The organism is Actinomadura sp. NBRC 104412 (assembly GCF_030269515.1).
In the GTDB taxonomy this organism is placed as follows: Bacteria; Actinomycetota; Actinomycetes; order Streptosporangiales; family Streptosporangiaceae; genus Spirillospora.
Map to the genome: position 1 here is coordinate 115702 of NZ_BSTM01000014.1, position 14405 is coordinate 130106.

Below are 14405 nucleotides of genomic sequence, written 5' to 3' on the forward strand. Positions count from 1 at the left end.
TGCGCCTCGGAGGCGAGGGGGGTACGCGGCATGAGTCCCTCGACGAAGTACACCGAATATGACGCCTACGCCGCCGACGAGGCGGCCGAGGGCAAGGTCTTCGACGTCTCCGGGCAGGACTGGGACCAGGTCGTGGCCGGCGCCGGGGACCTCGGCGACGAGCGGCTGGTCGTCAACATGGGGCCGCAGCACCCGTCCACGCACGGCGTGCTGCGCCTCATCCTGACCTTGGACGGCGAGACGGTGACCGAGGCGCGGGTCGGCATCGGCTACCTGCACACCGGCATCGAGAAGAACATGGAGTACCGGACCTGGACCCAGGGCACCACGTTCTGTACCCGGATGGACTACCTGGCGCCGATCTTCAATGAGACGGCGTACTGCCTGGGCGTGGAGCGGCTGCTGGGCATCGAGGACCGGGTGCCGGAACGGGCCCAGATCATCCGGGTGATGATGATGGAGCTCAACCGGATCTCCTCGCACCTGGTCGCGATCGCCACGTTCGGTCTCGAGCTCGGCGCGACCACGGTCATGCTCAACGGGTTCATCGAGCGCGAGTACACCCTCGACCTGTTCGAGGAGATCACCGGGCTGCGGATGAACATGGCCTACGTCCGTCCCGGCGGGGTGGCGCAGGACCTGCCGAGCGGGGCGCTCAGCAAGATCCGCGACTATCTGGGCCGGATGCCCAAGCGCCTCCAGGCGCTGCGCAAGCTGATGGACGAGAACCACGTCTACCTGGCGCGGACGAAGGACATCGCCTACCTCGACCTGACCGGCTGCATGTCGCTGGGCGTCACCGGCCCGGTGCTGCGCGCGACCGGGCTGCCGTGGGACCTGCGCAAGTCCCAGCCGTACTGCGGCTACGAGACCTACGACTTCGAGATCGCCACCGAGAAGACCTGCGACGTCTACGGGCGCTACCTGGTCCGGATGAAGGAGATGGAGGAGTCCCTGAAGATCGTCGAGCAGTGCGTGGAGCGGCTGCAGTCGGTCAGGGGCCCGGTGATGATCGAGGACAAGAAGATCGGCTGGCCGGCGCAGCTCGCGATCGGCGCGGACGGCATGGGCAACTCGCCCAAGCACATCGCGCACATCATGGGCACCTCGATGGAGGCCCTGATCCACCACTTCAAGCTGGTGACCGAGGGCTTCCGGGTGCCGGCCGGGCAGGCGTACGTGCCGATCGAGTCGCCCCGCGGCGAGCTGGGCGCGCACGTGGTCAGCGAGGGCGGCACACGGCCGTACCGGGTGCACTTCCGCGACCCGTCGTTCACCAACCTGCAGGCCGTCCCGGCGATGTGCGAGGGCGGCATGGTGGCCGACGTGATCGCGGCGGTGGCCAGCATCGATCCCGTGATGGGGGGTGTGGACCGATGACGGAGGCCGCGACGGAGTCCTACGACCCGGAGGTGCGGGAGCGGCTCGAACGGGATGCCAAGGAGATCATCGCCCGCTATCCCCGGCCGCGCTCGGCGCTGCTGCCGCTGCTGCACCTCGTCCAGTCCGAGGACGGGTACGTGACGCAGCGCGGCATCGAGTTCTGCGCCGAGCAGCTCGGCATCACGGCCGCGCAGGTGACCGGGGTCGCCACCTTCTACACGATGTTCAAGCGGGCGCCGGTCGGCGAGTACCACGTGGGCGTCTGCATCAACACGCTGTGCGCGGTCATGGGCGGCGACCAGATCTGGGAGGAGCTGTCGGAGCATCTGGGCATCGGCCATGACGAGGCCACCCCCGACGGCCGGGTCAGCCTTGAGCGCATCGAGTGCAACGCGGCCTGCGACTTCGCGCCGGTGATGACGGTGAACTGGGAGTTCTTCGACAACATGACTCCCGAGAAGGCCAAGGCGCTGGTGGACGACCTGCGCCAGGGCAGGCAGGTGGCCCCCACCCGCGGACCCGGCGGGCTGTGCTCGTGGAAGGAGGCGTCCCGCGTCCTGGCCGGGTTCCCGGACGGGCGGGCGCACGAGGGCGTCCAGGCCGGGCCGCGGTCGCTGAGCGGCCTGGAGGTGGCGCGGCGGCGCGGCTGGGCGGCGCCTCCCGCCGACGTCGAGCGCGAGCGCCCGCACGAGCCCGTCCGGCCGAGCGAGATCACCGACCCGCCGCCGAACGAGCCCGGCAAGCCGATCGGCGGACCGGTCAAGCCCGGCTCGCAGGAGGACCGCAACCAATGACCACCCTCACCCCGATCCTCACCAAGAACTGGGACCAGCCCGACTCGTTCACGCGCGAGGCGTACGAGCGGGAGGGCGGGTACCGGGCGTTGCGCACCGCGTTCGGGATGGACCCGGACGCGATCGTGCAGGCGGTCAAGGACTCCGGGCTGCGCGGCCGCGGCGGCGCGGGCTTCCCGACCGGGATGAAGTGGGGGTTCCTGCCGCCCAGCAGCCCGAACCCGCGGTACCTGGTGGTGAACGCGGACGAGTCCGAGCCGGGCACCTGCAAGGACATCCCGCTGCTGATGGCCAACCCGCACGTGCTGGTCGAGGGTGTGATCATCAGCTCGTACGCCATCCGGTCCAACCACGCGTTCATCTACGTGCGCGGCGAGGTGCTGCACGTGATCCGCCGGTTGCAGCAGGCGGTCGCGGAGGCGTACGAGGCGGGTTACCTCGGCAAGGACATCCTCGGCTCCGGCTACGACCTCGATCTGGTCGTGCACACCGGCGCCGGCGCCTACATCTGCGGCGAGGAGACGGCGCTGCTGGACTCCCTGGAGGGCTTCCGCGGCCAACCCAGGCTCAAGCCCCCCTTCCCCGCGGTCGCGGGCCTGTACGGCGGTCCCACCGTCATCAACAACGTCGAGTCGATCGCCTCGGTTCCCTCGATCGTGGCCAACGGCCCCGAGTGGTTCGCCTCGATGGGCACCGAGAAGTCCAAGGGCTTCGGGATCTTCTCGCTGTCCGGGCACGTGACCAGGCCGGGCCAGTACGAGGCGCCGCTGGGGATCACGCTGCGCGAGCTGCTGGACATGGCGGGCGGCGTGCGCGAGGGCCACCGGCTGAAGTTCTGGACGCCGGGCGGCTCGTCCACCCCGATCTTCACAGACCAGCATCTGGACGTGCCGCTGGACTTCGAGTCGGTGGGCGCCGCCGGGTCCATGCTGGGCACCAGGGCGCTGCAGATCTTCGACGAGACGACCTGCGTGGTGCGGGCGGTGCTGCGCTGGTCGGAGTTCTACGCGCACGAGTCGTGCGGCAAGTGCACGCCGTGCCGCGAGGGGACGTACTGGTACAAGCAGATGCTCAAGCGGCTGGAGGCCGGGCAGGGCGAGGAGAAGGACCTGGAGACCCTGCTGGACCTGTCGGACAACATCCTGGGCCGGTCGTTCTGCGCGCTGGGGGACGGCGCGACCAGCCCGGTGGTCTCGTCCATCAAGCTGTTCCGCGACGAGTACCTCCAGCACTTCGAGCAGGGCGGCTGTCCGTTCGACCCGGCCGCCTCCACGCTGTGGGCGGGAAGTGAAGCCTGATGACTGTGACTGTTGGTAGTGGCTCGGCGGCTTCCGGTGCTCCCCGCGAAGGCGGGGGTGGTCCGCGCGAGGACATGGTCTCGGTCACCATCGACGGCTTCGAGATCGAGGTGCCCAAGGGCACGCTGATCATCCGGGCGGCCGAGCTGCTGGGCATCCAGATCCCGCGGTTCTGCGACCACCCGCTGCTGGACCCGGTGGGCGCCTGCCGGCAGTGCCTGGTGGAGATCCCGGACGCGGGCAACGGGCGGGGCATGCCCAAGCCGCAGGCGTCCTGCACCACCGCGGTGATGCCGGGGATGGTCGTCAAGACCCAGCTCACCTCGCCGGTGGCCGACAAGGCGCAGCACGGCGTGATGGAGCTGCTGCTCATCAACCACCCATTGGACTGCCCGGTCTGCGACAAGGGCGGCGAGTGCCCGCTACAGAACCAGGCGATGTCCAACGGGCGCGGCGAGACGCGGTTCACCGAGACCAAGCGGACCTTCCCCAAGCCGCTCGCGCTGTCCAGCCAGGTGCTGCTGGACCGGGAACGCTGCATCCAGTGCGCCCGCTGCACCCGGTTCTCCGACCAGATCGCCGGGGACGCGTTCATCGACCTGTTCGAGCGGGGCGCCAAGGAGCAGGTCGGGGCGGCCTCCGACAGGCCGTTCCAGTCCTACTTCTCCGGCAACACCGTCCAGATCTGCCCGGTGGGCGCGCTGACCGGCGCCGCGTACCGGTTCAGGTCCCGGCCGTTCGACCTGGTGTCGGCGCCGAGCGTGTGCGAGCACTGCGCGTCCGGCTGCTCGATGCGCACCGACCACCGGCGCGGCAGGATCACCCGGCGGCTCGCCGGTGACGACCCGCAGGTGAACGAGGAGTGGAACTGCGACAAGGGCCGGTGGGCGTTCACCTACGCCACCCAGCCCGACCGCCTCACCCACCCGCTCGTCCGGAACGAGGACGGGGTGCTGGAGCCCGCGTCCTGGCCGGAGGCGCTCACCGTCGCCGCCGAGGGCCTGGCGCGCGCCCGGGGCCGCGCGGGCGTGCTGCCCGGCGGGCGGCTCACCCTTGAGGACGCCTACGCGTACGCCAAGTTCGCCCGGGTCGCGCTCGGCACCAACGACATCGACCACCGGGCCCGCGCGCACTCGCGCGAGGAGGCCGAGTTCCTGGCCAGCGCCGTCGCCGGGCACCCGATCGAGGTGACCTACTCCGACCTGGAGAAGGCCCCGGCGGTGCTGCTGGCCGGGTTCGAGCCCGAGGAGGAGTCGCCGATCGTCTTCCTGCGGCTGCGCAAGGCGTACCGGAAGGCCGGGCTCAAGGTCTTCTCGGTCGCGCCGTTCGCGTCCCGCGGGCTGCGGAAGATGGGCGGCACGCTGCTGCGCTCCCTGCCGGGCGCCGAGGCCGACGTGCTCGGCTCGCTGGTCGCCGAGGGGTCTGGGGGATCGTTTCCCCAGGATGAGGCCGGCGGCCGGAACGCCGACGCGCGCGGCGCGCTGGAGGCGGACGGCGCGGTGATCCTGGTCGGCGAGCGGCTGGCGACCAGCCCCGGCGCGCTGTCGAGCGTGCACCGGCTGGCGCAGGTCACCGGTGCCCGGGTGGCGTGGGTGCCGCGCAGGGCCGGCGAGCGCGGCGCGATCGAGGCGGGGGCGCTGCCCGGCCTGCTGCCGATCGGGCGCCCGGTCACCGACCCGCAGGCTCGCGCCGAGGTCGCCCGCGTCTGGAACGTCGCCGACCTGCCCGCGTCCCCCGGACGGGACGGCGCGGGCATCATCGCCGCCGGGGCGGCCGGTGAGCTGGGCGCGCTGCTGGTCGGCGGCGTCGACCCCTACGACATGCCCGACCCCGCCGCCGTCCTGGCCGCGCTGGAGGCCACCCCGTTCGTGGTGAGCCTGGAGCAGCGGGTCAGCGCGGTCACCGACCGGGCCGACGTGGTGCTGCCGGTCGCGGCCGTCGCGGAGAAGTCCGGGACGTTCGTCGACTGGGAGGGCCGCGGCCGCCCCTTCGACACCGTCCTGAAGTCCACCGGCAGGCTGTCCGACCTGCGGGTGCTGGACGCCCTGGCGGCGGAGATGGACGTCCACCTGGCGCTGCCGGACCCGCAGGCCGCCAAGCGCGAGATGGCCGCGCTGGGCGTGTACAAGGGCGAGCGGCCCGCCGCGCCGAGCGTCACGCCGGGCACGCAGCCGCAGCCGGAGAGAGGCGAGGCGCTGCTGGCCACCTGGCGGCTGTTGCTGGACAAGGGCCGGATGCAGGACGGCGAGCCGTACCTGGCGGGCACCGCCAAGGCCGCGGTCGCCCGGCTGGCGCCCGCCACCGCCGCCGAGATCGGCGTCGCCGAGGGCGGCACGGTCACCGTCGCGGCCGGGCGCGGCGAGGTCACGCTCCCGCTGGAGATCACGCCCGACCTGCCCGCCAGGGTGGTCTGGGTGCCGGTCAACTCCGCCGGCTGCGCCCTCTACCGCGACCTCGGCGTGGACGCGGGAAGCCTGGTCACGATCTCTGCCGGAGGCGCGTCATGAGCACATCGGTGTCGTCCGCACTCGCGGCCCCGCCGCCGCCCACCCTGGAGGACTTCGGGCGCGACCCGTGGTGGCTGATCGGCGGCAAGGTGGTGGCGATCTTCGCCTTCCTCGTCGTCACCGTGCTGATGACGATGTGGATCGAGCGCCGGGTCATCGGCCGCATGCAACTGCGCGTCGGCCCCAACAGGGCCGGTCCGTTCGGCCTGCTCCAGGGACTGGCGGACGGGATCAAGCTGGCGCTGAAGGAGGACATCGTCCCGCGCCAGGTCGACAAGGTCGTGTTCGTGCTGGCCCCGATCATGTCGGCGGTCCCGGCGTTCATCTCCTTCGTCATCATCCCGTTCGGCCCGACGGTGTCGGTGTTCGGCCACCACACCGCGTTGCAGGGCACCGACCTGCCCGTCGCGGTGCTGCTGGTGCTGGCGATGTCGTCGATGGGCGTGTACGGGATCGTGCTGGCCGGCTGGTCGTCGATGTCGCCGTACTCGCTGCTGGGCGGGCTGCGCTCGTCCGCGCAGGTGATCTCGTACGAGATCGCGATGGGCCTGTCGTTCGTCGCGGTGTTCCTGTTCGCCGGGACGATGTCCACCTCGGGGATCGTCAACGCGCAGTCCGACCGCTGGTTCGTGCTCCTGCTGCTGCCCTCGTTCCTGGTGTACGTGGTCACGATGATGGGCGAGTCCAACCGGATCCCCTTCGACCTGCCCGAGGGCGAGGGCGAGCTGGTGGGCGGGTTCCACACCGAGTACTCGTCGCTGAAGTTCGCGATGTTCTTCCTGGCCGAGTACATCAACCTGACCACGCTGTCGGCCTTGGCCACCACGCTGTTCCTGGGCGGCTGGCGGGCCCCGGCGCCGATCTCCACGGTCTGGGAGGGCGCCAACGCCGGCTGGTGGCCGGTGCTGTGGTTCCTGATCAAGACGGGGCTGTTCGTCTTCTTCTTCATCTGGCTGCGCGGCTCGCTGCCGCGGGTGCGCTACGACCAGCTCATGCGGCTCGGCTGGAAGGTGCTGATGCCGGTCTCGCTCGGCTGGATCCTGCTGGTCGCCACCATCCGCGCGCTGCGCAACGAGGGCCACGACATGCAGGAGATCGTGCTGTACTCGGCCATCGCGGTGGGCGTGGTGCTGGTCGCCACCCTCCTGTGGGAGACGCTGCGCGGCCGTGGCGGCGAGGAGCGCGAGACCGCCGTCCAGGGCGCGGCGGGCGGCCCCGGGGAGACCGGCGCGGCCGCGGCGGGCGGGTTCCCGGTGCCGCCGATGGACGCCCCGCACTACCACGGCCGCAGCGCCGGCACGTCCCGGCAGGCCCCGGCGGCCACCACGAGCACGACCACGCGTGAGGAGGTCGGAAGTGGGAGTCACTGACTTCCTGAACCCGGTCAAGGGGTTCGGGGTCTCGTTCCACCAGATGTTCATGAAGAGCGAGACCGTCCAGTATCCCGAGGTGAAGAAGCCGACCGCGCCGCGCTTCCACGGACGCCACCAGCTCAACCGGTGGCCGGACGGGCTGGAGAAGTGCGTCGGCTGCGAGCTGTGCGCCTGGGCGTGCCCGGCCGACGCCATCTACGTGGAGGGCGCGGACAACTCCGAGGAGGAGCGCTACTCCCCGGGCGAGCGGTACGGCCGCGTCTACCAGATCAACTACCTGCGCTGCATCCTGTGCGGGCTGTGCATCGAGGCGTGCCCCACCCGGGCGTTGACGATGACCAACGAGTACGAGCTGGCCGACGACAGCCGCGAGAGCCTGATCTACACCAAGGACATGCTGCTGGCGCCGCTGCGCGAGGGCATGGAGGCGCCGCCGCACGCGATGCGCCTCGGCGAGACCGAGGAGGACTACTACCGCCTCGGCCTTCAGCCGGAGACCGCACCGTCCGAAGGCGGTGAGGGCAAGTGAGCCCGGGCCAGACCGTCGTGGCGCAGGTCGCCGACGCCCAGCCGGGAGAGCCGTTCTTCTTCTGGGTGCTGGCGGTCGCGTCGGTCGCCGCCGCGCTCGGCATGATCTTCATGCGGCGGGCGGTGCACTCCGCGCTGCTGCTGGCGACGGTGATGCTGTCGCTGGCCGCGCTGTACGCGATCCAGGACGCGCCGTTCCTGGCGTTCGTCCAGGTGATCGTCTACACCGGCGCGGTGCTGATGCTCTTCCTGTTCGTGCTGATGCTCGTCGGGGTGAGCTCCACCGACTCGCTGGTGGAGACGATCCGCGGGCAGCGGCTGTGGGCCGGGATCGCGGCGCTGGGCTTCCTGGTCCTGCTGGGCGTCGGCTTCGGCGACGCGGCGCTGGGCGACTCGGCCGGGCTGCGCGAGGCCAACGCCGACGGCAACGTGGTCGCGCTGGCCCGGCTGCTGTTCGGCAAGTACGTGTTCGCGTTCGAGGCCACCAGCGCCCTGCTGATCACCGCGGCGCTCGGCGCGATGGTGCTGGCGCACCGCGAACGGCTCAAGCCCAAGCCGACGCAGAAGGACCTGGCGCGGCGCCGGTTCGCGTCCGGCGCCCACCCGGGCCCGCTGCCCGGCCCCGGCACCTACGCCCGGCACAACGCGGTCGACATGCCCGCGCTGCTGCCGGACGGCTCGGTGTCGGAACTGTCCGTCAACCCCGTCATCGCGGCCCGTACCGACACCATCGAGCGGCACGCCGACCTGTACGGCGAGACCGAGGAGCGCGCGGTGGAGGAGGACGTCGCCGCGGTGCGCGCGGTGACCGAGAAGTCCAAGCAGGCCGACGCCGAAGGCCGGGTCGTGAAGGCCGGGACGCCGGTGGCGGGCGACCGCGGCGGCGCCGGCGCCTCCGGCGGTGCCGGCGGCTCAGAAGGCGAGGCTGGTCAATGAGTCCGGGGCACTACCTGGCGCTCTCGGCGATCCTGTTCACCATCGGCGCCGTCGGCGTGCTGGTGCGGCGCAACGCGATCGTCGTGTTCATGTGCGTCGAGCTGATGCTGAACGCGACCAACCTGGCGTTCGTCTCGTTCGCCCGGATGCACGGCAACCTGGACGGGCAGATCATCGCCTTCTTCGTGATGGTGGTGGCGGCGGCCGAGGTCGTGGTGGGTCTGGCGATCATCATGACCATCTTCCGAACACGCAGGTCGTCGTCGGTGGACGACGCGAACCTGCTTAAGTACTGATGTTCGGGCGAAGCCCTGGGGGTCTGGGGGTCCGCCCCCAGAAAGTGCAGGTACTGATGGTTGGGCGAAGCCCTGGGGGTCTGGGGGTCCGCCCCCAGAAAGTGCAGGTACTGATGACTGGGCGTAGCCCTGGGGGTCTGGGGGGCCGTCCCCAGGAAGACCAGAGAGGTCCGGGATGAAAGCGGAAGGCATCCAGTCGCTGGCCTGGCTTCTGATCGCGTTGCCGGCGGCGAGCGCGGCGATCCTGCTGCTGGGCGGCCGCCGCACCGACCGGTGGGGGCATCTGCTCGGCGTGCTGACGCCGCTGGCCTCCTTCGCGCTGGGCGCGGCGATGTTCGCCCAGATGCTCGGGTACGGCGCCGAGGAGCGCCGCCGCACCGTGCACCTGTGGGAGTTCCTGAACGTCGGCTCGTTCAAGGTCGACATGGGCCTGCTGGTGGACCCGCTGTCGATCAGCTTCGTGCTGCTGATCACCGGGGTGGGGTCGCTGATCCACATCTACTCCATCGGCTACATGGAGCACGATCCCGACCGGCGCCGGTTCTTCGCCTACCTCAACCTGTTCGTGGCGGCGATGCTGCTGCTGGTGCTGGGCGACAACTACCTGGCCATGTTCATCGGCTGGGAGGGTGTCGGCCTCGCCTCGTACCTGCTGATCGGGTTCTGGCAGTACAAGCCGACCGCGGCGACCGCGGCCAAGAAGGCGTTCGTCGTGAACCGCGTCGGCGACATGGGCTTCCTGATCGCGATCATGCTGATGTTCGCCACCTTCGGGACGGTCGGCTTCGAGCAGATCCTGGGTGAGGGCGCCGAGCACGCCGGGGCGGCCGCGCGGCTGAGCACCGGCACCGCCACCGCGCTCGGGCTGCTGCTCCTGCTCGGCGCGTGCGGCAAGTCCGCGCAACTGCCGTTGCAGTCCTGGCTGCTGGACGCGATGGAGGGCCCGACCCCGGTGTCGGCGCTCATCCATGCCGCGACCATGGTGACCGCGGGCGTCTACCTGATCGTCCGCTCCGCGCCGATCTTCGAGATGGCGCCGGACGCGCAACTGGTGGTGACCATCGTGGGCGCCGCCACGCTGCTGGCCGGTGCGATCATCGGTACCGGCAAGGACGACATCAAGAAGGCGCTGGCCGGCTCCACCATGTCGCAGATCGGCTACATGCACCTGGCCGCCGGGCTCGGCAAGGCCGGGTACGCCTTCGCCATCGCGCACCTGATCGCGCACGGCTTCTTCAAGGCGGGCCTGTTCCTGGGCGCCGGGTCGGTCATGCACGGCACCAACGACGACGTGAACATGCGCCACTACGGCGCGCTGCGCGGGCTGATGGCGGTCACCTGGGCCACCTTCGGGCTCGGCTACCTGGCCATCATCGGGTTCCCCGGGCTGTCCGGCTGGTTCACCAAGGACGGCATCATCGAGGCGGCCTTCGAGAAGGGCGGCACGTCGGGCGCCGTCCTCGGCACGTGCGCGCTGATCGGCGCGGGCATCACCGCGTACTACATGTCGCGGGTGATGTTCATGACCTTCTACGGCAAGGAACGCTGGGAAGAGGGCGTCCACCCGCACGAGTCGCCGAAGGTGATGACCGTCCCGCTGATGCTGCTGGCGGTCGGCTCGGTGTTCGCCGGCGGGTTCCTGGTGCTGGGCGGGTTCTCCGAGTTCCTCGCCCCGGTGGTGGGCGTGGCCGAGCATCACGGCTTCCAGCCGATCACCGGTCCCGGGGTCGCCACGTTCGTGCTGATGCTGATCGGCGTCGGCATCGCGTGGCGGCAGTACGGCGCCCGCCCGGTGCCGCGCGAGGCCCCCGCGGGCTCGTTCGTCACCGTCGCGGCCCGCAAGGACCTGTACGGCGACGCGATCAACGAGTCGCTGCTGATGCGTCCGGGCCAGTGGCTGACCCGGCTCGCGGTCTGGTTCGACGGCCGCGGCGTCGACGGCCTGGTCAACGGCCTGGCCGCCGGTATCGGCGGCACGTCGGGCCGTGTCCGCCGCATCCAGACCGGGTTCGCCCGGACCTATGCCCTCTCCATGTTCTGCGGCGCTGCGGTCATCGTGGCGGCGCTCCTGGTGGTGAACGTCTAAATGGAAGACTTTCCCTGGCTGAGCGTCCTCATCGCGGTGCCCGCGGTGGGAGCGCTGCTGGTGGCCTTGCTGCCGCGGGCGCGCGAGTCGCTGGTCAAGCAGGTCGCGCTGGCGGTCTCGCTGCTGGTCGCGGCCGGGACGATCGCGATGGCCTCCGGTTTCGAGACCGGCGGGCCGCGGTTCCAGTTCGCCGAGCAGTACTGGTGGATCCGGCAGTTCGGGGTGCACTGGGCCGTCGGGGTGGACGGCGTGGCGCTCGTCCTCATCCTGCTGTCGGTGGTCCTCGTCCCGCTGGTGATCCTGGCGTCCTGGAACGAGGCGGACCGCTCCGGCGGCGTCGGCGTCCCCGCCAAGCGCAGCGTCAACACCTATTTCGCGCTGCTGCTGACGATGGAAGCGATGATGATCGGCGTCTTCGCGGCGACCGACGTCTTCCTCTTCTACGTCTTCTTCGAGGCGATGCTGATCCCCGCGTACTTCCTCATCGGGTCGTACGGCGGCGCCCAGCGCTCCTACGCGGCGGTCAAGTTCCTGCTGTACTCGCTGCTCGGCGGGCTGCTGATGCTGGTCGCGGTGATCTGGCTGTACCCGCTGTCGGCCGCGTCGCCGAGCGAGGGCGGGCTGGGCCGCGGCACGTTCCTGTTCACCGAGCTGACCCGGCTGGACATCGACCCGACCACGGCCAAGTGGCTGTTCCTGGCGTTCTTCGTCGCGTTCGCCATCAAGGCGCCGATGGTGCCCGTCCACACCTGGCTGCCGGACGCGGCGCAGCAGGCGCCGCCCGGCGCGCTGGTCCTGATCGTCGGCGTGCTGGACAAGGTCGGCACGTTCGGGATGCTGCGGTTCTGCCTGGAGCTGTTCCCCGGCGCCGCCGAGTGGGCCACCCCGGTCGTGCTGGGCTTCGCCGTGCTGAGCGTCATCTACGGCGCCGTCCTGGCGATCGGCCAGGTCGACCTGAAGCGGCTGGTCGCCTACACCTCGGTCTCCCACTTCGGGTTCATCGTGCTGGGCGTGTTCGCGATGACCAGCCAGGCGCAGTCCGGCGCCGCGCTGTACATGGTCAACCACGGCTTCTCGACCGGCGCGATGTTCCTGCTGGTCGGCTTCATGATCGTGCGGCGTGGCTCGGCGCGGATCGACGACTACGGCGGCGTCCAGAAGGTCGCGCCGGTGCTGGCCGGGACGTTCCTGGTCGCCGGGCTGTCCTCGCTGTCCCTTCCCGGGCTCTCGCCGTTCGTCTCGGAGTTCCTGGTCTTCACCGGCACCTTCGCCCGCTACCGGGTGCCCGCGATCATCGCGACGGTCGGGATCGTGCTGGCCGCGATCTACATCCTGTGGATGTACCAGCGGACGATGGGCGGTCCGCTCCGCATCCCGAGCGGAGCGGGGGACGACTTCCCGGACCTGTCCGGACGAGAGAAGTGGGTGATCGGCCCGATCATCGCGATCATCGTGGTGATGGGCTTCTTCCCGCAGCCGGTCCTGAACGTGATCAAACCCTCGGTGGAGCAGACGCTGGTCAGGGTCGACCAGCGCGACCCGGCGCCGGAGATCGCCGGTACCGCCGTTGAGAACGGAGCACGCCCATGAGCGTCACCACCCCCGTGAGCCTCGTCCTCACGCAGGCGGCGCCCGACATCCCCGCACCGCACATCGAGTACGGGCAGCTCGGCCCGATGCTGCTGGTGTTCGGCATCGCCATCGTCGGCGTGCTGATCGAGGCGTTCGCAGGCCGCGGGCTGCGCTTCCCGTTGCAGGCGGGGCTGGCCTTCATCGGCCTCGCGGCCGCGTTCGTGTGGACGATCGCGCTGGCCTGGCGGGACAAGCCGCACCACGTGGCGGCCGAAGGCGCGCTGGCGGTGGACGGGCCCACGCTGTTCCTACAGGGCACGATCCTGGTGCTGGCGCTGGTCAGCCTGCTGCTGATCGTCGAGCGCAGGCAGGTGCACTTCGCCGCGCAGGCGTCCGCGCTGCCCGGCAGCGAGGCCGAGCAGGAGACGCACGCGGCCGGTCTGGCGCAGACCGAGGTGTTCCCGCTGATGACCTTCGCGGTCGCCGGGATGCTGATGTTCCCCGCGTCCAACGACCTGCTCACCATGTTCGTGGCGCTGGAGATCCTGTCGCTGCCGCTGTACCTGCTGTGCGGCCTCGCCCGCCGCAGGCGGCTGCTGTCGCAGGAGGCCGCGGTCAAGTACTTCCTGCTCGGCGCGTTCTCCTCGGCGTTCTTCCTGTACGGGGTGGCGCTGCTGTACGGCTACGCCGGCTCGGTGCGGCTCTCGGTGATCGCCACGCAGATCCAGCGGGAGGCGGGCAGCGAGCCGCTGCTGCTGGCCGGGGTGGCGCTGCTGTCGGTCGGGCTGCTGTTCAAGCTGGGCGCGGTGCCGTTCCACATGTGGAAGCCGGACGTCTACCAGGGCGCCCCCACCCCGATCACGGCGCTGATGGCGTCCTGCACGCTGGTGTCGGCGTTCGGCGCGCTGCTGCGCGTGTACTACGTCGCGCTGGAGAACCTGCGGTGGGACTGGCGGCCCGCGCTGTGGGGTGTGGCCATTCTCACCATGGTGGCCGGGGCGGTCATCGCGATCACCCAGACCGACATCAAGCGGATGCTGGCCTACTCCTCGGTCGCGCACGCGGGCTTCCTGCTCACCGGTGTGGTCGCCACCTCCGAGTCCGGTCTGTCGGGCACGCTGTTCTACCTGGCGGCCTACGGCTTCACCACGATCGGTGCGTTCGCCGTGGTCACCATGGTGCGGGACACCGCCGGCGAGGCCGCGCACCTGTCCCGCTGGGCGGGCCTGGGACGGCGGGCCCCGCTGGTCGCCGGGGTGTTCGCCTTCTTCCTCCTGGCGTTCGCCGGTATTCCGCTGACCAGCGGGTTCACCGGCAAGTTCGCGGTGTTCTCGGCGGCCGTGCAGGAGGGCGCGACCCCGCTGGTGATCGTCGGTGTGCTGTCGTCGGCGGTCGCGGCGTTCTTCTACGTCCGGGTGATCGTGGTCATGTTCTTCAGCGAGCCGGAGGCGGACGGCCCGTCGGTGGTCGTCGGACCGGCCACCGCGGCAGCGGTGGTGCTCGGCGTGACGGCTACTGTTGTACTGGGTGTGCTCCCCCAGCCCGTCCTGGACCTGGCGGGGCATGCCGCGTCACAACTGTTCGTCCGGTAGCGCGCCGGCAGTCCGGTAGGGGGTCTTGGGTGAGTGAAGC

Annotated in this window: 11 protein-coding genes; all 11 read left to right on the forward strand. The window is 70.6% G+C overall.

The features are described 5' to 3' along the window. The first annotated feature begins 30 nt into the window (after nt 1–30). The 11 genes from QSK21_RS19335 (at nt 31) to nuoN (ending at nt 14365) form a co-directional block, all read left to right on the forward strand. Nucleotides 31–1380: an NADH-quinone oxidoreductase subunit D gene (locus QSK21_RS19335; RefSeq protein ID WP_285697594.1), complete on the forward strand. Its 1350-nt coding sequence runs from the start codon at nt 31–33 to the stop codon at nt 1378–1380. Then, complete coding sequence (gene nuoE, locus QSK21_RS19340; RefSeq protein ID WP_285697596.1) at nt 1377–2177, forward strand: NADH-quinone oxidoreductase subunit NuoE; 801 nt, start codon at nt 1377–1379, stop codon at nt 2175–2177. Before QSK21_RS19335 ends, nuoE begins: the two co-directional genes overlap by 4 nt. Beyond that, nucleotides 2174–3475: an NADH-quinone oxidoreductase subunit NuoF gene (gene nuoF, locus QSK21_RS19345; RefSeq protein ID WP_285697598.1), complete on the forward strand. Its 1302-nt coding sequence runs from the start codon at nt 2174–2176 to the stop codon at nt 3473–3475. Before nuoE ends, nuoF begins: the two co-directional genes overlap by 4 nt. Then, nucleotides 3475–5982 carry an NADH-quinone oxidoreductase subunit G gene (locus QSK21_RS19350; RefSeq protein WP_285697600.1) on the forward strand — a complete coding sequence of 836 codons (2508 nt, stop codon included), beginning with the start codon at nt 3475–3477 and terminating at the stop codon, nt 5980–5982. Before nuoF ends, QSK21_RS19350 begins: the two co-directional genes overlap by 1 nt. Then, nucleotides 5979–7352: an NADH-quinone oxidoreductase subunit NuoH gene (nuoH, locus tag QSK21_RS19355; protein WP_285697602.1), complete on the forward strand. Its 1374-nt coding sequence runs from the start codon at nt 5979–5981 to the stop codon at nt 7350–7352. Before QSK21_RS19350 ends, nuoH begins: the two co-directional genes overlap by 4 nt. Continuing rightward, nucleotides 7339–7884 (forward strand): NADH-quinone oxidoreductase subunit NuoI, encoded by a 546-nt coding sequence (nuoI, locus tag QSK21_RS19360; RefSeq protein ID WP_285697604.1) that lies wholly within the window; start codon nt 7339–7341, stop codon nt 7882–7884. The genes nuoH and nuoI overlap by 14 nt, the downstream gene beginning before the upstream one ends. Further along, complete coding sequence (locus QSK21_RS19365; RefSeq protein WP_502871576.1) at nt 7881–8819, forward strand: NADH-quinone oxidoreductase subunit J; 939 nt, start codon at nt 7881–7883, stop codon at nt 8817–8819. The genes nuoI and QSK21_RS19365 overlap by 4 nt, the downstream gene beginning before the upstream one ends. Then, the gene (nuoK, locus tag QSK21_RS19370) at nt 8816–9115 is read left to right on the forward strand and encodes an NADH-quinone oxidoreductase subunit NuoK (protein WP_160821744.1); all 300 of its coding nucleotides are present in this window, start codon (nt 8816–8818) and stop codon (nt 9113–9115) included. The genes QSK21_RS19365 and nuoK overlap by 4 nt, the downstream gene beginning before the upstream one ends. 175 nt (nt 9116–9290) lie before the next feature. Next, nucleotides 9291–11201 (forward strand): NADH-quinone oxidoreductase subunit L, encoded by a 1911-nt coding sequence (gene nuoL / locus QSK21_RS19375; protein ID WP_285697609.1) that lies wholly within the window; start codon nt 9291–9293, stop codon nt 11199–11201. Next, entirely contained in the window at nt 11202–12791 is a 1590-nt protein-coding gene (locus QSK21_RS19380; RefSeq protein ID WP_285697612.1) for an NADH-quinone oxidoreductase subunit M, read from the forward strand. It abuts the gene before it with no gap. Continuing rightward, nucleotides 12788–14365, forward strand: coding sequence for an NADH-quinone oxidoreductase subunit NuoN (nuoN, locus tag QSK21_RS19385; protein ID WP_285697613.1), 1578 nt, complete (start codon nt 12788–12790; stop codon nt 14363–14365). The genes QSK21_RS19380 and nuoN overlap by 4 nt, the downstream gene beginning before the upstream one ends. The last annotated feature ends 40 nt before the right edge of the window (nt 14366–14405 follow it).